The organism is Saccharopolyspora phatthalungensis, assembly GCF_014203395.1.
GTDB classification, from domain to species: Bacteria; Actinomycetota; Actinomycetes; order Mycobacteriales; family Pseudonocardiaceae; genus Saccharopolyspora; species Saccharopolyspora phatthalungensis.
The window spans coordinates 3,396,049-3,417,493 of record NZ_JACHIW010000001.1 but is presented as its reverse complement, the minus strand read 5'-3'; the positions used below and the strand labels follow the sequence as shown (position 1 = coordinate 3,417,493).

Genomic DNA, 21,445 nt, shown 5'->3' with positions numbered 1-21,445 from the left:
CCACCATGCCCCAGCAGCGCGACCTACGGGACGCGAAGTGGTTTAAGAGCAGCTACAGCCCGACGCAGAACGAATGTGTCGAGGCGGCAATGGTTCCTGGCGTTGTCGGAGTCCGGGATACCAAGGACCGCGACGGCGGCACGCTCGTCTTCGACAGCGCCGTCTGGTCGAGGTTCCTCGACCACGTCAAGCACTGACGGCACCAACGCTGAACGCCTGATCCCGATGCGGGTGCCCGGCCCAGTTCACGGACCGAGCACCCGCATCAATCAAAGCCCAAGATCCAACGCGTCCTGCGTTCCCCTACCCACTGGCTCCGGCAACGGCCGATCAGCGGCAATCTCCGGCTCAGGTGCAGCGGCCTTAGCACGCGCCTTCCGCTCACGCTTCACCTTCGGCGCGCTCCCCCGCTCCGCCCGAATCCGCTCCATCAGAACAGAAGCAGGCTCATCCCCAGGATTCTGCGCCACCAATCGCCCCGCAAAAGCCTCCCGAAGCAGCGACCGCCTTAAATGTTCCGCACGTGAATTCATCCGAAGAACTTCCGTCGCAAGCCGGTCGACGCCTTGCAGACTTTCGTGTACACGCCGAACGATCTGCTTCTGCTCTTGCAGTGGAGGAATGGGGAACTCCACCTTTTTAAATCGCCCCGAAGAAAGGTGGGCAATGTTCGTAGTGATCCGCATGTCTCGCAAGTAGCGACCCGAATGCACGTGACGACGAAATACCAACAACGCCCATTCGGGATCAATACCCGACCCACATTTGAACCGGAGCAGACTATTCGTAAATGCAACTTGCTCCGGCTTGCCTCGATACATCGCAGGCCGACCAAGAAGCTCCGGCGACTGGCCTTCGTTCAGCAAGATGTCACCAGCCTGAAGGCGAAAACGTTCGAACGTATCATCCTGGAAATGCATTTCCATAACGTCGGACGTATCGATTCGATCTTCGAATACGTTGGCAACACGGAGGTAGGGGCGCATATTAGGGCCACTGTGCCAATCAGGATGCCGCTGCCGCCCAAGATCGACTGTCCCAGCGTCACCTACGGCAACCTGTCGCCAGTGGTCGGGAATCGAGGCGGGAACTGCCTCAACCAGGATTCGCTTTACCAAGGAACGAGCCCTCACCTCAGCGCCTTCTTGCAGCCGCGCCCCAGCCTCCACACGGGACAGGTGGTCTTCGAGGGCGGCGACGATGCGGCGCTGCTCCGCCAGCGGTGGAATCGGGACCGACCATTTTGCTAGGCGAGCGACCCCAATGTGGTGGATGCCCACTCCGCGCGAATGCTGCACGAATGCGCCTCGAACAGCTTCGCCTTTCAGGAACCACATCAGAAATCGGGAATCGATGTGTTCACTGCGAACCCTGATCAAAGTGTTTTGAAAACAACATTCTTCGATCTCGCCCTTCCAAATGGCGGGCTTCCCGACTTCACTGGCGCTTCCTGAAGCCTCACTTAGGAGTATGTCACCGGGACGCAAGCAGTACACGGCTACCTCGTCATCCGTGAAGTTCATCTGCTTAACGTCATCGAGCTTCAGACCTTCCCAGCCAATATTCGCCGCTCGAAGGTACGGTCGCATTTGATTGCCGGTGTGGTTCTTGGGCGAGCGCTGCCTCCCAAGACGTACGTCGGCAATCTCCCCCAGGGTCGCCCAGGCCCAGCCGTTGGGTAGGTCGCTCACGCGCTTAGCTCCTGGTTCAGGTCGTCGAGGATGGCTTTGGCTCGTTCGGCGCCAAAGGCGCGGACGAAGCCGTGGCTGCCGCCGTGCTCGCTGAATGGTATCTGGCCGAGGTCTTCGACATGGAAGGTGACGTTCTTCGTGATGCTGTGCGCCACCTGCTCCAGCCACCACCGCTGGTTGTCGTCGAAGGTGACGTTCTGCTGCTCCTGGCGTGCCAGCCACGCCGCGAACCTCTCCTCGACGATGCTCCGATACGGCCGGACCTGTTCGTCGAGACCCAATTCGTGCCGCAGGATCGCGATGAACTCCGCAGCTCCCGGGGTGTCCCCGTTGCGGCGCACCGCCTCACCCAATTTGTCGTACGCGTCGAGCAGGCGCTCCGGGGTCCAGTTGAACGGAGGTTTCGCCAGTTTCTTCGCCAGGTCGCGGACCTTGGCGAAAACCTCGCGCGGGTTGCGGCGTTCGCGGAACGCCACCTCGAACACGGCGATCTCGTCCCGGTGCGTGTTCAGATAGTCGCGGAACGAGTCCACCACCTGCCTGGCCCGCTCCTCCTCGGTCAGGCCCCGGCTGATCGTGATCTCGTCCTTGCTGACCTCGTCGATCACCATGTCGTGCGCTCGGCGGACCTGAAGAATTCGCTCGCGCAACTCCGGGTTCTCCGCAAGCGGCCGGACCGCATCCTCCACCAGCTGCCGCACCGCTCGTTCACCTGCGGCTTCGTCACCATCCGCGGCCTTGACTGCCTGCTCCCGAACCTCTTCCCTGTGCTCGGGATTCGCTGCCTGGAACAACCCTCTGGAGATCTCCTGCAGCGGCTGGCCCGCCAACTCGGCTAGCTCCTGCTTCTCGTCGTCCTCGATCTGGTTGTTCAGCGCCGTCAACCGGGACGCCAAGGTTTGCACCTCGTCGGTGTTCAGCGTCAGCGACCCGGCCTTCCTCAGCAACTTCTCCAAGCTGATCTGTCGTTCGGTGAACTTCTCCAACGGCCTGGTCTCCGGACGCGGCGTGTCGGTGACGCCGACCGCATCGACGATGACGAAATGCGTTTTGGCCGTCACATCCGGTGTCACATGGCGCATGTCGGCCGGGTCGATCGTGCGGGCACCACGGCCTTTCATCTGCTCGAACAACGACCACGTCTTCGGTTCGCGCAGGAAGAACACGCACTCCAGCGGGCGCACATCCGTGCCGGTGGCGATCATGTCGACCGTCACCGCGATCCGCAGTTCCCGCGAATTCCGGAACTCCTGCAACCGGTCCTTAGCCTTCGCCACCTTCGAAGTGATCTTCTGGCAGAACGCGTCACCCTCGCCGAACGCCTTACGGACCTCCGCCACTACCTCCTCGGCGTGCTCATCGGTGCGCGCGAAGATCAACGTCTTAGGCACGTACTTACGTCCCTTGCCGCTGACGGATGGCGGGAAGATGTCGGTGAACAGCTTGTCCCGGAACTCCTGGATCACTGTGCGCTGGCGATCCTTGGAGATGACCTGCCGCCCCTCCTGGTTCGCGGAGTAGATGTAGTCGTCCTCCAGGTCCTCCAGGCGTTCCCGCCGGGTCTTGGTGTCACGGACCTGGACCACGGTGCCGGCACTGATCGTCGAGCCCTGCTCCCCGATCTTCGTGCCTATCCGGTACACCTCGAACGGCACGTTCACGTTGTCAATCACGGACTCTTCATAGCTGTACCGGCTGACCTCGTTGCCTTCGAAGAAGCCGTAGGTCTCCGGCACCGGTGTCGCGGTCAGCCCAACCAGGAAAGCGTCAAAGTACTCCAGCACCGCCCGCCACTTGCCGTAGATCGAGCGGTGGCACTCGTCGATCACGATCAGATCAAACGTCTCCGGCGGAATTTTCGGGTTGTAGCCGACCTCCGCCGGGCCCTCCGGCAAGCCCTCCAGCTCCTCCTCGTCGCGGTCGTCCTCGGCATCCGGAACCTCCCGGCCGGTCAACGCCAGCCACAACCGCTGGATCGTCGAGATCACCACGCTGCTGGAATCCAGCACCGTCGATCCCGACATCCGGCCGACGCCGTAGAGCTCACCGAATTTTCGCCCGGTGTCCGGGGTCGTGAAGTTGTCGAACTCAGCCAGCGCCTGGTCACCAAGGTTGTTGCGGTCCACCAGGAACAGAATTCGCTTTCCCTTGGCGTGCTTGAGAAAGCGATAGCCGAAACCGGCTGCCGCGTAGGTCTTCCCAGCACCGGTCGCCATCTGGATCAGCGCACGCGGATCGTTACGTGCCCATGATCGCTCCAGACCGTTGATCGCGTCGAACTGGGCCGGACGGAGCCGAGACTCGTCCAGCGGCACCTCCGGCAGCAGTTCCAACCGTGAACGAAGCGTGGGCGACTGCTCATCGTCACTGGCCTCGCGCATCCATGCCGCGATCGTCTCCGGCTGGTGAACCGCGAAAACCCGCCTGCTCCGCGGCTTGGGATCCAACTCGTTGCGGAAGCGGGTCTCGTTGCCGTCGGTGACGTATTGGAACGGCAGGGCCTCCCGCCGGGCCGCCATGCGCTGTTCCTTGGTCAGGCTCGTGGCGTACCGGGAGGCTTGCGCCTGGGCCTTCGTCAGATCCTCACCCTCCCGCTTGGCCTCGATGACGCCCACCAACGTCCGGTTCACATACAGCAGATAGTCGGCGTATCCGCCATCCGTGTAGACCTCCTTCACCGCGACACCCGATGTCGCGAACAAGTTCTTGCTCGCGACTTCCTGGACAGCCCAACCGGCCTCGCGCAATAGCGCGTCCAAACGCTCACGCACCTGCGCCTCGGTCAGCGGCGGCTCGCACGCGCGCCGAGCCCGGCGCAGGAAGTCCTCCCTTGCCCGTGCCGACACCTTCTCCGGCTTCGACTGCTCGCGCTCGACCAGCAGACGTTCGAGATCATCTGAAAGCTGACCCGCAACCGCTCGCCAGTGCTCCTGCTCAGCGCGAACCCGTTCCAGGTCCAGCTCGACCCGGTGGCGTGCCGCCTCCGCGCTGTCCAGGGAAGATCGCACATCCCCCAACTCTTGGTGCAACTCGACGAGCCTTCGCCGGTACTCGGCAACCTCCTCGTTGAGCTTGGCCAACTCCGCTCGCTCCGCTACCGAAACGGGCTCCGGCTCATCGGCCGGACGCGGCGGCGGGGTGAACGAGCGCACGGTGCGGTCGCCGGTCTCGATGCGCAGCCGCCAACTGGCCAGGACGAAACACTTTCGTACCGCATCCAACGCTTGTCGGCGCTCGGCGTAGTACTCGTGCACCGCCTTGTTCCCGACCTCGCGCAGGTCGTGCATCACTTGGCACACCGTCCGGTCAACCGCGCCGGCATCCGCCAAGGCATTGATCCGGTGCGCCAGTTTGGCCCGCTGGTGGAACGGCAAGCTCGCCCGCACGCAAGACCACTTCACCAGCGCTTCAACGAACTGCCGGACCCGCACCAGCGCCAACGACGGCTCGGTGAACAGGTGGCGCTCGGCGCTGGCCCCCAGCGAGGCCAAGAGCAGGTCCTCACCGGCCAGGAAGTGGAAGTTGGGTGATGTCTTCGCCAACTCCGCCATGCGGTGCTCGACCGGAACCTGATCTCCAGCCATCATCGCCCTTCCCCAGTTGCGTGAACCAGAACGGATCAACGTAGCAAGTCGGTCACTGAGAGTACAAGAGTCTAGATCGTCTCGCTGTTCCTTCGGGGATTCCGGCCGCCACAACGGGGGAACGCCCGAGCAGGCCAATTCTCGCCAATATCCCCACTTTGCCGGGGTGTATCCCCTTAACTGTCCACACTGAATCGCCGCCGATGGCGAACGCAATGGGACACTGAACCAGGACGTGGCTTTCGACCGCAACATCAAGATCTTCTTCGACTGGATCGCCAAGTACGACGCCACGTACCACCTGGGCACCACGGGCGACGATGTGGAGAAGCTCTACTACGAGCAACTCGCCAAGCTCGACCGGCAACCGGTGGGCGGCCTAATCGGTTCCGACGAGTGGACCGACCTCTTCCTCAGCGCGGGTTACTCGCAGGCCGGTTGGGACCGACGCGCCAAGGCATTCTCTGGTTGGGTCCACAACGGCGACTGGCAGACGCTGAAGACGATCTACGACGGTGCCAACACCCCGGGCGACGACAACGGCTTCGCGGTCTACCTCTCGATGCAGTGCAGCGACGTCAAGTGGCCCCAGAGCTGGGCGACGTGGCGCAAGGACAACTGGGCCGCCTACGCTAAGGCACCGTTCGAGACTTGGGCGAACACCTGGTACAACGCGCCGTGCCTGTTCTGGCCCGCCAAGCCGGGCAAGCCGGTGGAGGTCGACGGCAGCAAAGTGTCCGGCGCGCTGCTGATCAGCGAAGAACTGGACGCCGCGACGCCGTTTCCCGGCGCGCTGGAAGCACGCAAGCGGTTCCCCAACGCCAGCCTGATCAGCCTGCCCGGCGGCACGACGCACTCGGGCTCCCTCGGCGGCAATGCCTGCCTGGACAACCAGATCGCCGACTACCTGGCCACCGGCAAGCTCCCGGCCCGGAAACCCGGCAAGGGCCCGGACACCACGTACGAACCGCTCCCGCAACCAACCCCGCAAACGGTGGAATACAGAGCAAGCGACCCGAGCATCCGGTTTTCCTACAGGAAGCCCTGAAGTCCAACTGGCGCTGATGGTGCCGACGACGAAGGGCCGGCCTCCCGGGGAGACCGGCCCTTTGTCGTGACCTAGCAGAGGTGTCAGTGGCTCCAGACCGGCGCGTTGATGCATTGGTTGAACTGCGGCGACCCGATCGGCACGACAATTGCGAGCACGCCGATGTTGTTGCCGCACGCCTGAATCGGCAACACGCTGGCGTTGTTGCCGTTCAGGATGTGGATCCCGTCGTTGCCGTAGCTGTCGGCGAACGCCGGGGAGCCGATCCCCAGCAATGCGGTCGCAGCGGCGGCAGCGCCGAAGAGTCGAGCGGAAGTACGCACGTCAGACCCCATTCTTCCGAGTGATCGTTTGCGCCGGCCCCGCGAGTCCCCTGTCGGGGCGGATGCTCTCCGAACCGGTGTCACTCACCCTGTCAGTGGATTTCTGAACGAGCGCGCTGAGTGCCTCCAACGAGATTCACAGGCCACCCGTGTGGGGATCAGAGCAACGAGGAGTTATCAAGAAATCCCCACAAATCGGATCAAGGAGTCACCCGTGCGGTCGATCGATTCAGGACCCGACCGGGAGCACGTTCGGCACGATCATCGGCCGCCGCCGGTAGGTCTCGGCCACCCAGCGCCCGACAACCCGGCGTACCGCCTGGGCGATTCGATGCGTGTCGGCGATGCCCTCCGCCTCGGTGCGGGCCAACTCCATCTCCACCAGTGGCACGACCTCGTCCAGCGCCTTCGGGTCGTCGGAGAAGCCGCGTCCGGAGATCGTCGGGGACGACACCGCCCGCCCGGTCGCCGCCTCCACCGCCACCGTGATCGAGATGAATCCGCCCTCGCCCAGCACCAACCGATCGGACAGCGTGGACTCGCCCACGTCGCCGACGGACAGGCCGTCCACGTAGACGTGCCCCACCTCGACCCGACCCGCGATCGAGGCGATCCCGTCCAGCAGGTCCACCACGACCCCGTCCTCGGCTATCACCACCCGATCCGCGGGCACGCCGGTCAAGCGCGCCAGCTCGGCGTTCGCCCGCAGGTGCCGCCACTCGCCGTGCACCGGCATCACGTTGCTCGGGCGCACCGCGTTGTAGAGGTACAGCAGCTCACCGGCCGACGCGTGCCCGGACACGTGCACCTTCGCGTGGCCCTGGTGCACCACGTCGGCGCCCAGCCGCACCAGGCCGTTGACCACGCCGAACACCGCGGTCTCGTTGCCGGGGATCAGCGAACTCGCCAACACCACTGTGTCGCCGGCCCGGATCCGGATCTGCTTGTGCTCGCCGCGTGCCATCCGGGACAGCGCCGACAGCGGCTCGCCCTGCGAACCGGTGGAGACGAACGCGACCATGTGCTCGGGCATCGCCAGCGCCTCGTCGAGGTCGACCAGCAACCCGGCGGGCACCCGCAGCATGCCCAATTCGGCCGCGATCCCCATGTTGCGCACCATCGAGCGGCCGACGAAGCACACCTTGCGGCCATGCGTCTCGGCCACGTCCAGCACCTGCTGCACGCGGTGCACGTGACTGGCGAAGCAGGCCACGATCACGCGCTGGGTGGCCTTGCCGATCACCCGGTCCAGCACCGGGCCGATCTCGCGTTCGGGCGTGACGAAGCCCGGCACCTCGGCGTTGGTGGAGTCGACCAAGAACAGATCCACGCCCTCGTCCCCGAGCCGGGAGAAGCCGGCGAGGTCGGTCAGTCGGCTGTCCAGCGGCAGCTGGTCGAGTTTGATGTCGCCGGTGTGCAGCACGATCCCCGCCGGGGTCCGGATGGCAACCGCCAGCGCGTCCGGGATGGAATGGTTGACCGCGAAGAACTCCAGCTCGAAGCTGCCGTGCGCGCTGCGCTGGCCCTCGGCCACCTCGACCAGCACCGGGTCGAGCCGGTGCTCGCGGCACTTAGCGGCCAGCAGGGCGAGGGTGAACTTCGACCCCACGACCGGCAGGTCCGGCCGCAGCCGCAGCAGGAACGGCACCGCACCGATGTGGTCCTCGTGCCCGTGCGTGAGCACCAGCGCGTCGATGTCGTCCAGCCGGTTCTCGATGGTCGCGAAGTCCGGCAGGATCAGGTCCACGCCGGGCGCGTCGTCCTCGGGGAACAGCACGCCGCAGTCAACGATCAGCAACCGGCCGTCGTACTCGAACACGGTCATGTTCCGGCCGACCTCGCCGATGCCGCCGAGCGCCACGACGCGCAGTCCACCGTCCGCTAGCGGGGACGGTGGGGCCGACGATGTCGGTGTCACCGGGTGGTACTCGGTGGCTGTCGCCTTTGCGCTCAACGCTGGTTCACCTCTGTGCGGCGTCCGGATTGACCAGTACCAGGCCAGCATCCCATAGGTCGCTGGTGATCAACCGCACCTGTTCCTCGGTGGCCGCAGGCAGCGGCAATCGCGGCTGGCCGGTTTCGTAGCCGCACAACCGCAACGCGGTCTTGGAGAAGATCACGCCGCCGACGAAGTTCATCGACCGGTACACCGGCAGAAGTCCATTGTGGACATCGCGGGCGCCGGCGACGTCGCCGGCTTCGTAGGCGTCCAGCATCTGGCGCAGCCGGTCCCCCACCACGTGGCCGATCACGCTGACGAACCCGACCGCGCCGACCGACAGCCAGGGCAGGTTCAGCGGGTCCTCGCCCGAGTAGTAGGCCAGATCGGTGCTCGCCAGCACCTCGCTGCCGGACAACAGGTCGTGCTTGGAGTCCTTGACCGCCTTGATCTGCGGGTGCTCGGCCAGCCGCTTCAGCGTGTCGACCTGGATCGGCACAACGGAGCGCGGCGGGATGTCGTAGAGCATCACCGGCAACTCGGTGGCGTCGGCGACCGCCCAGAAGTGCTGGAACAGCCCCTCCTGCGGCGGGCGCGAATAGTACGGCGTCACGACGAGCAGGCCGTGCGCACCGGCCTTCTCGGCGGTGCGGGCCAGTTCGAGCGAATGCTCCGTGTTGTTGGTGCCCGCTCCGGCCACCACGGTCGCGCGGTCACCTACCGCCTCGACCACGGCGCGCAACAGCTGTTCCTTCTCGCGGTCGCTGGTAGTGGGGCTCTCACCGGTGGTGCCGTTGACGACCAACCCGTCGTTACCGACGCTGTCGACCAGGTAGGTGGCGAGCTCCTGCGCCAGCGTCAGGTCGAGGTTTCCGTCTTCGTCGAACGGCGTGACCATGGCGGTCAGGACGCGGCCGAACGGGCGGCCCGGAATGGCAGTGGGGCAGACGGTCATGCCTCTGACGCTACCTGGTGAGATCCCTGCTCAGAGCCGCCGGATCAACCTCGGCGCACATCCCGGAAACCCGGCGTTCACAAGCCCGGAACGCCGTGTTTCTTCCTGTTTGCCGCACGTTGTGCGAGCGAGTTTCCGCTTGGGCCGTCAGAAAGAACGGCGCAGGTCCTCGACCGCGAGCACGTCGGCCTCGTTGCCCTCGGGAGTGACCTTCGCTGCACGGCGGCTAAAGGCGTGCAGGATCAGCTCGCTGGGCTCGCCGACGAACCGCACGGTGCGCGGACCGCGCTTGGCCGCGATCTCCGTGCCGTCCGGACGGCGCAGCACGACGCCCACGGGGCTGCGCCCGTAGAACATCTTCGCCACCCGGGTCAATGACTTCCACAGCGCTTCCTCGCGCTCCGGGTCGGACGGGCGCGGCTGCCAGCCGGGCTGGGCGCGCCGGACGTCCTCGTGGTGCACGTAGAACTCGGCGGTGTTCACCGCCTCGTCCACACCGGCGAACCCCAGCGGGTTCCATTTCGGCGGCCCCTGCCGGATCTGGTCGATCAACTCCGGCCAGGACAACGCGCGCAGCTCGTTCCGGATGCGCTCGCCGCGATCGGCCAGCGCCTTCACGAACTTGCCTGCCACCGCGTCCGGGCGCCGTTCGCGCACCACGAGGTGCACCGCGAGGTCCTTCGTAGTCCACCCTTCGCACAACGTCGGCGCATCCGGGCCGAGTTGCTCGAACAGGTCGCACAACTGCTGGCGTTCATCGCTGGCCACACCCATGTGCACACTCTAGCCACCGCTGAGCCGCGAGGCGTCGCAGCCGATCACTTCGTGGCGGGCGTCTGCAGCTTGTCGCCGGCCGCGCTGTACAGGAGGCAGTAGATGTCCTGCGAGCCCTCGTCGTTGTCGCTGTTGCCATCGCCCTGGGTCCGCCGCTTGTCGTTCCAGGACTGCTCCGAGGGGATGAGCGTGACGTAGCGCAACGTGCTCTGCTTGCCCGGCGTGACGACCTTGTCCGAGCCGAAGTACACCGAGCAGTAGCCTTCGCCATAATCGGTCAGCGCCGCCTCGCCTGGGTAGGACATGTCGTAGTCACCGGAGCCGAACGCCGAATCCGACGCGTAGAGCTCGAAATCATGCGGATCGGAACAAGACGTCCCGCTGTCGACGGGCACACCGGCCGCGATCTTGCCGATGCCGCACTTGTCGGTGCCCAGGTCGAAGGTCTCGACGTCCCCGCCCTCGCCGAACACCAGGGTCGAATCCATCGCGGCGTGCGCGCCACCGCCGACCGGCACGAACCGTCCTACTAGGACACCGGCGACGAACAGGACCACGGCGGCGACGGCCGCCGCGATGAGCCACGGCCTCCTGGGCCGCTTCGGCTGCGGGTCCGGGGCGAACCGGGTCACCGGCGCCACCGGGTGGGTCTGCTCGGGCACGCCGTTCGCGGGCACGCTGTCCAGCAGTGCCCGGACCTGCGCAGCGGTGAACCGCGCCCGCGGATCCACGATCAGCAGTCCGGTGATCACCGAACCGATGACGCCGTGCGGGCGGGATAACCGGGGCGGCTCGTTGAGCACCGCGTGCAGCGTGGCGGCCGTCGTCTGCCGCTCGAACGGCATCCAGCCCTCGACTGCGAAAAACAGCGTCGCGCCTAGCGACCACAGGTCGCTGGCCGGGGACGCGTCGGCACCTTTGATCCGCTCCGGCGCCATGAACGACGGCGAGCCGACGATCGCGCCGCTGGTGGTCAGCCGCGGATCCTCCAACGTCTGAGCGATCCCGAAATCGGCCAGCTTGACCCGTCCGTCGGCCACCATGATGTTGCTCGGCTTGACGTCGCGGTGCACGATGCCCGCCGCGTGCGCGGTCTCCAGCGCGGAGAGCACCTGGCGGGCCAGGTCGGCGACCTGCTCGGGACGCAGCGGACCCTGCTGGGTAATTTGCTCACTGAGCGTGATCGCCCGCACCAACTCCATCACGATGTAGGTGGTGCCGGATTCGGCCAGCACATCGTGCACGGTGACCACCGCGGGATCGTTGAGACGCCCCGCGGTGCGCGCCTCGCGGAGCACCCGCTCCTCGAAGACCTCCCGCTCGGCCGTGGGCACGCCATCGGGCAGGTGCAGCTCCTTGATCGCGACCTCGCGGCCGATGACCTGGTCCCAGGCCCGCCAGACGATCCCCATCCCGCCGCGCCCGAGCTCCTGGATGACCTGGTACCGGCCGCCGATCACCCGGGGCTGCTGCTGTGGGCCGACCTGCTCCACCACTTCGCCGTCCTCCACCCGCGTCCTCGCGCTCGACCACGCAACGCACATCCCTCCACGTCGCCGATCATCCAATCAGATGATTCGACCCCTATCTCGGACTGCGCGGCGAGACGATCGGTTCCCGGGCAGAATTCCGCGATCAGCGGCGGGAAAAGCGATGCCCGCAAGCCCGGCGACCGCCGGAGCGCAAAGCGAGCCGGGCCGGGCAGCAGCAAACACGCGAGCTGCCCGCACGCGGACTCCGACGCCGTTCAGCCCTCGGTGACGAACGGGCTGGACGCCACCTCGGTGCCGTCCTTCAGCGTGGTGATCTCGAAGTCGCTGAACACGTTCGACGCGGCCTTTTGCAGCTGCCGGAGGCACTCGACGGCGAGGTTGCGGATCTCGACGTCGGCCTGCTCGGACGCGCGCATCGCGATGAAGTGCCGCCACGCCCGGTAGTTGCCGGTGACCACGATCCTGGTCTCGGTCGCGTTGGGCAGCACCGCTCGGGCGGCCTGCCGCGCCTGCTTGCGGCGCAGCGTCGCCTTGGGCTCGTCGGCGAACTTCTCCTCAAGCGCGGCCAGCAGCTCGGTGTAGGCGGCGACGCTCGCCTCGGCGGCCTTGACGAACTTCTCGTGCAGCTCCGGGTCCTCGGCGATGACTTCCGGCTCGACCATCGCGGCGTTGCGCTCCGGCACGTACCGCTGCGATAGCTGCGAGTAGGAGAAGTGCCGGTGCCGGATCAGCTCGTGGGTCAGCGAGCGGGACATCCCGGACAGGTAGAACGACACCGAACCGTGCTCCAGCACGGACAGGTGGCCGACCTCCAGGATGTGGCGCAGGTAGCCGGCGTTGGTGGCGGTGGCCGGGTTCGGCTTGCGCCACGACTGGTAGCACGCGCGACCGGCGAACTCGGCCAGCGCCTGCCCGCCGTCGGCGTCGGTCGACCAGGCCACGTCCTCCGGCGGGAAGAACTCGGTCTTGCCGATCAGCTGGACTTTCGGCCGCACGATCTCGGTCACGACGGGCGGACCCCTTCCTGCTCTGCACGGCGGTCGACGACTGCCGCGAACGACTCCCCAATGTGTGCATCGAGCGTAACCGGCGCGCCCGACAAGATCCCATGACGCCAGATGACACCATCGAGTCATTGTCTGGCGTCAGCTTTAGTGTCATAGTGGCGTCATGGATCTGAGCCCTTACATCGAACAGCTTCGCGAGGACCTGAGCTCCGCGGCCTCCGCCGGGGACGACCAGACCCGGCAGACCGCGGCGGTGTTGTCCGGCGCGATCGAGCCGGCCGCGCGGCTGGCGATCATGAATGCCCTTTCCGACCTAGCCGCGGAGGTGACGACTCACCTGGACGGCCAGGTCGTCGACATCCGCCTCGACGGTCGTGACGTCCGGGTCGTGGTCAGCGGCGGTGCCACGCCTTCCACTGTGGACGACGAGGCGGAGCCACCACCACCCCCGCCGAGCGGCGACAGCGGCGACATCAGCCGCATCACGCTGCGTCTGCTCGAAGAGATCAAGACGCAGGCCGAACAGGCCGCGGCGACCCAAGGCGTGTCGCTGAACACCTGGGTCGCCCAGGCGGTCCAGGGTGCGCTGCACACCGGTCGGCCGCGCGGTCCCTGGGATCACCCACGGCACGGGCGCGGCGGCCGAGGCTGGGGCCCGCCCGGCGGCGGCCCGCGCGGCCGGTGGCGCGGCGAACCCGGATCGCGCGTGCGCGGCTGGGTAGAAGGCTGACGGGAGGAAACACGATGACGAACGACGAGACCACGGGCGCCGGTCCCACCGAGCCCGAGGACTGGCAGGGTGCCGAGGAGCAGTTGGCCGAACTGGTGCGCAGCCAGGACTTCAACACAGCCGGGCCGATCCGCATCGACATCGGCAACAGCCTGGGGCCCGTCGTGGTCGAGTTGGCCGAGACCGCGACCACCCACGTCGAAGTCCGGCACGATCCGGCCGCCAGTGGGCCGGACTGGCGCAGCGGCCTGACCGGGTTGCTGAGCTGGGTCACCGAACAATTCGGCGAGGCCGGGATCCGCACCGGCGGCGACGCCGAGCGCGGTCGCGGGCCGCGGGAGCCGATCTCGGAGGCCGTGCGGAGGACCCGGATCGATCTGAGCGGCAATCGGCTCGCCATCCGGACGCCGGCCAACTCACCGCTGCGCAACATTCCGTTGGCAGTCAAGGTGCGCGCCCCGCTGGCCTCGGAGGTGGGGGTGCACTGCAGTTCCGGCGAGGTGAACGTGACCGGGGAGGCCGGTCGGGTCAGCATCCAGGCCGGCTCCGGCGCGGTGTCGATCGAGCGGGCCGCGGACCGGGCGACCATCCGATCCGGCTCTGGTCAGCTACGGCTCGGCACGATGGTCGGTGGCGTGCACGCGCGCAGCGGCAGCGGCGACGTCGAGATCGGGGCGATCGAGGCGGCGTCATCGGTGGCGACGGGCAGCGGCAACGTCTGGCTCGGCGTGGTGTCCGGCGATGTACTGGTGCGTTCCGGCAGCGGTGACCTGACCATCGCGGATGCGACTTCCGGTCAGGTCGAGCTGATTACCGGATCCGGAGAGTTGCAGGTGTCGATTCACCGCGGAACCACCGCCGAGGTGGATCTCACCTCGTCCACGGGCACCGCCAGCAGCGACCTGCTGGTGTCCGAAGAAGCCCCCGACAAGGAGCCGAAGCTGCAGATCTTCGGCCGCACGGGAACGGGTGATGCCGTATTGACGACCGCGACGTAAAACCGGAACGGGCACCGGATCCGTCGCCCGTGATCAGCTGTTGACCGCACCGAGGGGTTTGGCCAGGTCTCCCCTGTCGCCGACGACGACATCGTCGAGCCCCAGCCAAGTCGCCATGTCGCGCAACGCGGCGGACAGTTCCGGCACCGTGTCGCCCGGATCGCGGCCGGATTCGAGAAACGCGCCGGGCACTCGGAGCACACCGGCCGCTCGGTCGGCTTTCAGATCGACGCGAGCCACCAGTTCACCGTTGAGGAGGAAGGGGAAAACGTAGTAGCCGAACTGCCGCTTGGGTTCGGGCACATAGATCTCGATGCGGTAGCGGAACTCGAAAAGCCGTTCGGCGCGCGAACGTTCCCAGATCAGCGGGTCGAACGGGCAGAGCAATGCCCGACCCGTGACCTTCCGGGGGAGGCGGGCCGCCGCGTACCGGTACGCGGGCTGCCGCCAGCCGTGCACCGCGACCGTTTCCAGCACGCCATCCTCGACAAGTTCGGCTACAGCCTGCTGGGACTGCGCGGGCGAGAGCCGGTAGTAGTCCCTTAGATCCGGTTCGGTGGCAACGCCAAGTGCCTGCGCGGAGCTTTCCACCAGCGCGCGGATCGCTTCGTCGTCCTCGGGGTCGTGTGCGAGCACGTGCGCAGGCAGCACGCGTTCAGGCAGATCGTAGAGCCGTTCGAAGCCGCGTCGGGTGCCGGTGGTCAGCTCGCCCATGGCGAACAGCAATTCGCAGGCCCGCTTCGTATCGGTGCGGTTCCACCACGGCCCCCTGCCCTGGCGTTCGCCGCCGCCGAGTTCGCGTTCCAGCCCGCCCGCGCCGATCGGCCCGAGTTCCTTGACCACGCTCAGCACGTCGTTGATCAGTTCGGGCGAGCGTTCCAGCAGATCACGGCCTCGCCGCCGCCACGCGCCACCGAAGTCCCGCATCCGCCATCGCAACAGCGGCCAGTCTTCGACCGGGATGAGCGACGCTTCGTGCGCCCAGTACTCGACCAGTAGCCGCGGTTGTCGCGCCCGGTGTGACCACGCCGCCGCATCGACGAGATCCGGAGAATAGGCGCCGAGCCTGCTGAAAAGCGGCATGTAGTGGGCTCGGACGGCAACGTTGACCGAGTCGAGCTGGAGCAGTTTTGTGCGGGCCAAGGCGCGTTGCAGGTGTCGGCGGGTCACCTCGCCGCGCGGCGGCGGGTCGGCGAACCCCTGGGCGGCCAGTTTGCTGTCGACCACCTTCGGGGTCTCGGTGGCCTCCGCGCTGCTCCCGTTGATCAGCATCGAGCTGTTCGCGATCGGACTGGTGCTCAAGGGGCCGGAGATCCCGTGGTGGCTGTTGGCCCTGGTCATCGCCACCGGCCAGATCGGCGGGAAGCTGCTGCACTACTACGCGGCGCGCGGTTCGATCCGGCTGCCTCCGTTTTTGCGGCGCAAGAGCGCGAACGAGCGCACTGGCCGGTGGCGCGAGTACCTGGAGAAGTTCCGGGCGAACTGCCACCGGCGACCCGTGTGGACCGGGGCGGTCCTGCTGATCAGCGCGGCGTCGAGCCTTCCGCCCTTCGCCGCGGTCGCGGTGATCGCGGGCTGGGCGAAGGTGCCGCTGGTCACCTTCCTGGTCACCGGCTTCGTCGGACGTTTCGTTCGTTTCGGCGCGCTCGCGATCGCACCAGGCATTGTCATCGGTTGGTTGTGACCGGGCGAGCGGTAGCGCGGCGCGGGGACGGCACTGCTGGGATGCGGGGACGTCACTGCTGGGATTCTGTGTGTTCCAGCTCGATCGCGCGGCGCATCGCCTTGCGGCCGCGGTTCCGGTCGCCGGCCAGGTCGTAGGCCTGCGCTAGCGCGAACCACCGGCGCCAGTCCTGCGGTGCGGCTTCCAGTTCCGCCTGCTTTTCGTCGAAGTACGCGTCGGCCGCCTCCCGCTCCACGCGACCGGAGGGGCGGCGCGGCAGGTGCGAGACGTCCGGCAGCGCGTCCTCGTCGTAGAGCCGCCGTGCCAGGCGCTCGGTGCTCACGCCGAACCGCAGCTGGTCAATGACCAGCACCGCGCCGAGAACCGGCAGCACGAAGACCGCCACGCCGAGCGCGATGAACACCGGCTGCCCGCTGGTGATCATGGTGACCGCGCGGCCACCCATGAGCACCAGGTACACCAGCAGCACGAACGCGACCACGAACGCGGACGTCCGCGGGTTCATCAGTCTGCGCCGCTCGGCCACTCAGATCCCCAGCAATGCTTCTAGGCCGACGGTCAGGCCCGGGCGAGCGCCGACCTCACGGATCGAAAGCAGCACTCCCGGCATGAACGAGCGGCGGTCGTAGGAATCGTGCCGGATCGTCAGGGTCTCGCCTTCGGTGCCGAAAAGGACCTCTTGGTGCGCGACGAGTCCGGTCATCCGCACCGAGTGCACCCGCACGCCTTCGACATCCGCCCCGCGGGCGCCGTCGAGTTCCTTGGTCGTCGCATCCGGCACCGCGCCCAGGCCCGCATCCGCGCGCGCCTGCGCGACCACCTGGGCGGTGCGCGCGGCCGTGCCGGACGGCGCGTCGGCCTTCTTCGGGTGGTGCAGCTCGATGATCTCCACGGACTCGAAGAACTTCGCGGCCAGCTCGGCGAACCGCATCGACAGCACCGCTCCGATCGCGAAGTTCGGCGCGACCAGCACACCGACCTCGGGCCGCTCGGCCAGCCAGGAGCGCACGGTCTCCAATTCCGGAGTGCCGAGCCCGCTGGTGCCGACCACCACGTGGATGCCGTGCTCGATGCAGAACCGGATGTTGTCCAGCACGGCATCGGGGTGGGTGAGATCGACGGCGACCTGAGCGCCGTGGTCCGTGAGCCCCGTCAGGCCGTCCTCGCGGTTGATCGCGGCGACCAGTTCGGTGTCGCGTGCTTCGTCAACGGCGCGAACCGCTTCCGAGCCCATGCGCCCACGGGCGCCCAGCACGCCGACCTTGATCGGGCTGTTCACGTGACGACTACCTTTCCGTCGAGGGCGATTTCAATGGAAATCCGCACGTCGATTTCCCTTGAAATCGACGTGCAGGTCCGCAGGGGTGTCGTAGGGGCCGACGACGGCCGTGGTGAACGGACGGCGCAAGAGCTCGGCGGCCAGCTTCGCCACCTCCTCCGCGGTGACCGCGTCGATGCGCTCCAGGGTCTGCTCGACCGTGTAGTGCCTGCCGTAGTTCAGCTCGATCTTGCCGATCCGGCTCATCCGCGAGGCGCTGTCCTCCAGGCCGAGCACCAGGCCGCCGCGAAGCTGCCCCCGGCCGCGCTCCACCTCGTCTTCGGCCAGCCCGTCGGCCGCGACGCCGGCGAGCACGTCGCGGATCACCGTCACGACCTCACCGAGCCGATCCGGGGCGCAGCCGGCGTACACCGAGAATGTCCCGGCGTCCGAGTAGGCCGTGGTCGCCGAGTACACCGAGTAGGCCAGGCCGCGGCGCTCGCGGATCTCCTGGAAAAGCCGCGAGCTCATGCCGCCGCCCAGCGCGGCGTTGAGCACCCCGAGCGCGAACCGGCTCTCGTCGTGACGGTCGAAGCCGCGGCAACCCATCAGCAGGTGAGCCTGCTCGGTGTCGTCGGTGTGCAGCGCCAGCGGCTGCTGCTTCGGTAGCCGAGCCCGCCCCATGCGCGGCGGCGCGGGCTGCACGTCGCCGTCCAGCCGGTCGCCAAGCGCCTTGCGGAGTAGCCGCAGCACCCGGCCGTGGTCGACATTCCCGGCCGCGGCGACGACCATCTTGGGCATCGCATAGCTGCGGCGGTAGAAGCCGTGCACCCTGGCCCGAGTCATGTTGGTGATGGAGTCCTCGGTGCCCAGCACCGAGCGGCCGAGCGGGTGGTCACCCAGCACGGCCGAGGTGAACAGCTCGTGCAGCAGATCCTCGGGGTCGTCGTCGCGCATCGCGATCTCCTCCAGGACCACGCTGCGCTCAGTGTCCACATCGGACTTCGCGTTCACCGCGTCAAAGACCACGTCGCAAAGCATGTCGATGGCCAGCGGCAGGTCCTGGTCCAGCACGTGCGCGTAGTAGCAGGTGTGCTCCTTGGATGTGAACGCGTTCAGCTCGCCGCCGACCGTGTCGATCTCCTGCGCGATGTCCACCGCGGTGCGCTTGGCCGTGCCCTTGAACAGGAGATGCTCCAGGTAGTGCGCGGCGCCGGCCTGCGGCCGCCCTTCGTCGCGCGAGCCCACCGCGACCCAGATCCCGACCGAGGCCGAACGCACGCCCGGCACGGGTTCGGTGACCAGTCGTAGGCCGCCCGGCAGCACCGTGCGGCGCACCGCCGCGTCGCCAGTGCGACCGAGGACCCGGGTGGTTCCGGGACGCTGCAGGTGCCCGGCGCGTGTCTGGTTCTGCTTCATTTCCCTAGTTCGGTCTCGTCGCGTCGTCGTCGAGCGGCAGTGGTCGCCAGGACGATCGCTGGAACGCGACCATCGCCACTCACGACCATACGGCCCGCCCCGGAAACCGGGGCGGGCCGCAGGGTGCGTCACATTCGTCGATTGGTCACTGCGCCGAGGTCTCGGCCTCCGGCTTGGCCTCGCCCTCGGCCTGCTCCGCCTCGTCGTCGACCAGCACCAGGCTGATCTTGCCACGGCTGTCGATGTCGGCGATCTCCACGCGCAGCTTGTCGCCGACGTTGACCACGTCCTCGACCTTGCCGATGCGCTTGCCGTTGCCCAGTTTGGAGATGTGCACCAGGCCGTCCTTGCCCGGCAGCAGCGAGACGAACGCGCCGAAGGCCGCGGTCTTGACCACGGTGCCCAGGAAGCGCTCGCCGACCTTCGGCAGCTGCGGGTTGGCGATCGCGTTGATCTTGTCGATCGCGGCCTCCGCGGACGGGCCGTCGGCCGCGCCGACGTAGATCGTGCCGTCGTCCTCGATGGTGATCTCCGCGCCGGTCTCCTCGGTGATCGAGTTGATCATCTTGCCCTTCGGGCCGATGACCTCGCCGATCTTGTCCACCGGGATGTTGATGGCGGTCACCCGCGGGGCGTGCGGGCTCATCTCGTCGGGCTTGCCGATCGCCTCGGCCATCACCTCGAGGATGGTGAACCGGGCGTCGCGGGCCTGGCCGAGCGCCTGGGCCAGCACCTCGGACGGGATGCCGTCCAGCTTGGTGTCCAGCTGCAGGGCGGTGACGAAGTCCTTGGTTCCGGCGACCTTGAAGTCCATGTCACCGAAGGCGTCCTCGGCACCCAGGATGTCGGTCAGCGCCACGTAGTGGGTCCGGCCGTCGACCTCGTCGGAGACCAGGCCCATCGCGATGCCGGCCACCGGCGCCTTCAGCGGCACGCCCGCGTTCAGCAGCGACAGCGTCGAGGCGCACACCGAGCCCATCGACGTGGACCCGTTGGAGCCCAGCGCCTCGGAGACCTGCCGGAGCGCGTACGGGAACTCCTCGCGCGACGGCAGCACGGGCATCAACGCACGCTCGGCCAGCGCGCCGTGGCCGATCTCGCGCCGCTTCGGGCTGCCGACCCGGCCGGTCTCACCGGTCGAGTAGGGCGGGAAGTTGTAGTGGTGCATGTACCGCTTCGTCGTCTCCGGGGACAACGAGTCGATGGTCTGCTCCAACCGCAGCATGTTCAGCGTGGAAACGCCCAGGATCTGGGTTTCGCCGCGCTCGAACAGCGCCGAGCCGTGGGCCCGCGGGATCACGCCGACCTCGGCGGACAGGCTGCGGATGTCGGTCAGCCCGCGACCGTCGATGCGGACCTGGTCGCGGATGATCCGCTGCCGCACCAGCTTCTTGGTCAGCGACCGGAACGCGGCGCCGATCTCCTTCTCGCGGCCCTCGAACTGCTGGCCTTCGCCGGTGCCGACCTTCTCCAGCACCTCGGCCTTGATCTCGTCGAGGCGGTTCTCCCGCTCGTGCTTGCCAGCGATCTTCAGCGCCTCGGCGAGCTCACCGGAGACGGCCTGCTCGACGGCGGTGAAGGCGTCCTCGGCATAGGCCGGGAACACCGGGAACTCCTGGACGGCCTTGGCGGCGGCCTGCGCGAGCTGCTGCTGCGCCTGGCACAGGGTCCGGATGAACGGCTTCGCCGCCTCCAGACCGTCGGCGACGACCTCCTCGGTCGGCGCCTGCGCACCGTCGGCGACCAGGTGGACGGTCTTGTCCGTGGCCTCTGCCTCCACCATCATGATCGCCACGTCGTCGCCGACGATGCGGCCCGCGACGACCATGTCGAACACGGCCCGCTCCAGCTGCTCGTGGGTGGGGAAGGCCACCCACTGGCCGTCGATCAGCGCCATCCGGGTGCTGCCGATCGGGCCGGAGAACGGCAGCCCGGACAGCTGGGTGGACGCCGACGCGGCGTTGATCGCCAGCACGTCGTAGAGGTCGCCGGGCGCCAGGCTCATCACCGTGACGACGACCTGGACCTCGTTGCGCAGGCCGTCCACGAAGGACGGGCGCAGCGGCCGGTCGATCAGCCGGCAGGTCAGGATCGCGTCGGTGGACGGGCGACCCTCTCGGCGGAAGAACGAGCCGGGGATGCGGCCCGCGGCGTACATCCGCTCTTCGACGTCGACGGTCAGCGGGAAGAAGTCGAAGTGCTCCTTCGGCTGCTTGGACGCCGTGGTGGCGGACAGCAGCATGGTGTCGTCGTCGAGGTAGGCGACGACACTGCCGGCGGCCTGCTTGGCCAGCCGGCCCGTTTCGAACCGGACGGTCCGGGTGCCGAACGCGCCGTTGTCCAGTACGGCGCTGGCTTCGTACACGCCCTCGTCGATCTGGGGTTCAGTCAAGGTTGACTCCTCAGTTCGTGAGGCCCACGGCAGGAGCATCCGAGTCGTGGTCCGACGAAGCCGGCCATCGATCGAAGCCCCCGGGAACGTCTGTTGCGACGACTTGCCCGGCAGCCACTACCGAGGACCGGCGGACGCCTGCCCGGTGCG

17 protein-coding genes and 1 pseudogene are annotated in these 21,445 nt (G+C 67.3%); 5 read left to right on the top strand and 13 right to left on the bottom strand.

Annotation, left to right across the window (positions count from 1 at the left end):
- Positions 1-5: 5 nt before the first annotated feature.
- Positions 6-197, top strand: coding sequence for a DUF397 domain-containing protein (locus BJ970_RS15825; RefSeq protein WP_184726971.1), 192 nt, complete (start codon positions 6-8; stop codon positions 195-197).
- A 72-nt stretch (positions 198-269) separates the two neighbouring features.
- On the opposite strand, the gene BJ970_RS39485 is transcribed toward BJ970_RS15825, so the two are convergent.
- A complete protein-coding gene (locus tag BJ970_RS39485) occupies positions 270-1,691 on the bottom strand; it encodes a restriction endonuclease subunit S (RefSeq protein WP_184726970.1) in 1,422 nt (473 codons plus the stop codon).
- Complete coding sequence (locus BJ970_RS15815) at positions 1,688-5,278, bottom strand: DEAD/DEAH box helicase family protein (RefSeq protein ID WP_221467187.1); 3,591 nt, start codon at positions 5,276-5,278, stop codon at positions 1,688-1,690. The genes BJ970_RS39485 and BJ970_RS15815 overlap by 4 nt, the downstream gene beginning before the upstream one ends.
- A 220-nt stretch (positions 5,279-5,498) precedes the next feature.
- Here BJ970_RS15815 and BJ970_RS15810 point away from each other — a divergent pair.
- A pseudogene (locus tag BJ970_RS15810) lies at positions 5,499-6,323 on the top strand (alpha/beta hydrolase); the annotation flags it as partial.
- 83 nt (positions 6,324-6,406) lie between these two features.
- On the opposite strand, the gene BJ970_RS15805 reads toward BJ970_RS15810, so the two are convergent.
- The 6 genes from BJ970_RS15805 to thyX all read right to left on the bottom strand — a co-directional run bounded on the left by BJ970_RS15805 (position 6,407) and on the right by thyX (position 12,814).
- Positions 6,407-6,658: a cousin-of-CoaP protein gene (locus BJ970_RS15805; protein ID WP_221467186.1), complete on the bottom strand. Its 252-nt coding sequence runs from the start codon at positions 6,656-6,658 to the stop codon at positions 6,407-6,409.
- Between the two features lie 217 nt (positions 6,659-6,875).
- Complete coding sequence (locus BJ970_RS15800; protein ID WP_221467185.1) at positions 6,876-8,600, bottom strand: ribonuclease J; 1,725 nt, start codon at positions 8,598-8,600, stop codon at positions 6,876-6,878.
- Between the two features lie 7 nt (positions 8,601-8,607).
- The gene (dapA, locus tag BJ970_RS15795; protein WP_184726969.1) at positions 8,608-9,540 is read right to left on the bottom strand and encodes a 4-hydroxy-tetrahydrodipicolinate synthase; all 933 of its coding nucleotides are present in this window, start codon (positions 9,538-9,540) and stop codon (positions 8,608-8,610) included.
- A 147-nt stretch (positions 9,541-9,687) separates the two neighbouring features.
- On the bottom strand, positions 9,688-10,314 hold the full coding sequence (locus BJ970_RS15790) for a TIGR03085 family metal-binding protein (protein WP_184726968.1): 627 nt from the start codon (positions 10,312-10,314) through the stop codon (positions 9,688-9,690).
- 44 nt (positions 10,315-10,358) lie between these two features.
- Positions 10,359-11,825, bottom strand: a complete 1,467-nt coding sequence (locus BJ970_RS15785; protein WP_312864271.1) for a serine/threonine-protein kinase — start codon at positions 11,823-11,825, stop codon at positions 10,359-10,361.
- Between the two features lie 236 nt (positions 11,826-12,061).
- Positions 12,062-12,814, bottom strand: a complete 753-nt coding sequence (gene thyX / locus BJ970_RS15780) for an FAD-dependent thymidylate synthase (RefSeq protein WP_184726967.1) — start codon at positions 12,812-12,814, stop codon at positions 12,062-12,064.
- 163 nt (positions 12,815-12,977) lie between these two features.
- Here thyX and BJ970_RS15775 point away from each other — a divergent pair, with 163 nt between their 5' ends.
- The gene (locus BJ970_RS15775; protein WP_184726966.1) at positions 12,978-13,544 is read left to right on the top strand and encodes a toxin-antitoxin system HicB family antitoxin; all 567 of its coding nucleotides are present in this window, start codon (positions 12,978-12,980) and stop codon (positions 13,542-13,544) included.
- A gap of 14 nt (positions 13,545-13,558) precedes the next feature.
- Positions 13,559-14,542 carry a DUF4097 family beta strand repeat-containing protein gene (locus BJ970_RS15770; RefSeq protein WP_184726965.1) on the top strand — a complete coding sequence of 328 codons (984 nt, stop codon included), beginning with the start codon at positions 13,559-13,561 and terminating at the stop codon, positions 14,540-14,542.
- A gap of 33 nt (positions 14,543-14,575) precedes the next feature.
- Here BJ970_RS15770 and BJ970_RS15765 read toward each other — a convergent pair whose 3' ends face one another.
- Positions 14,576-15,814 carry a winged helix-turn-helix domain-containing protein gene (locus BJ970_RS15765; protein ID WP_184726964.1) on the bottom strand — a complete coding sequence of 413 codons (1,239 nt, stop codon included), beginning with the start codon at positions 15,812-15,814 and terminating at the stop codon, positions 14,576-14,578.
- Between BJ970_RS15765 and BJ970_RS15760 the strand changes: the two genes are divergently transcribed.
- On the top strand, positions 15,804-16,226 hold the full coding sequence (locus BJ970_RS15760) for a VTT domain-containing protein (protein WP_246470860.1): 423 nt from the start codon (positions 15,804-15,806) through the stop codon (positions 16,224-16,226). The genes BJ970_RS15765 and BJ970_RS15760 overlap by 11 nt on opposite strands.
- Positions 16,227-16,278: 52 nt before the next feature.
- Here BJ970_RS15760 and BJ970_RS15755 read toward each other — a convergent pair whose 3' ends face one another.
- From BJ970_RS15755 to BJ970_RS15740, 4 genes are all read right to left on the bottom strand, one after another.
- Positions 16,279-16,731: a hypothetical protein gene (locus BJ970_RS15755; protein WP_184726962.1), complete on the bottom strand. Its 453-nt coding sequence runs from the start codon at positions 16,729-16,731 to the stop codon at positions 16,279-16,281.
- Positions 16,732-16,752: 21 nt separating this feature from the next.
- Entirely contained in the window at positions 16,753-17,505 is a 753-nt protein-coding gene (gene dapB, locus BJ970_RS15750; RefSeq protein ID WP_184726961.1) for a 4-hydroxy-tetrahydrodipicolinate reductase, read from the bottom strand.
- Positions 17,506-17,535: 30 nt separating this feature from the next.
- Positions 17,536-18,903 (bottom strand): M16 family metallopeptidase, encoded by a 1,368-nt coding sequence (locus tag BJ970_RS15745; RefSeq protein WP_184726960.1) that lies wholly within the window; start codon positions 18,901-18,903, stop codon positions 17,536-17,538.
- A gap of 145 nt (positions 18,904-19,048) precedes the next feature.
- Entirely contained in the window at positions 19,049-21,334 is a 2,286-nt protein-coding gene (locus BJ970_RS15740) for a polyribonucleotide nucleotidyltransferase (protein WP_376775046.1), read from the bottom strand.
- Positions 21,335-21,445 lie beyond the last annotated feature (111 nt).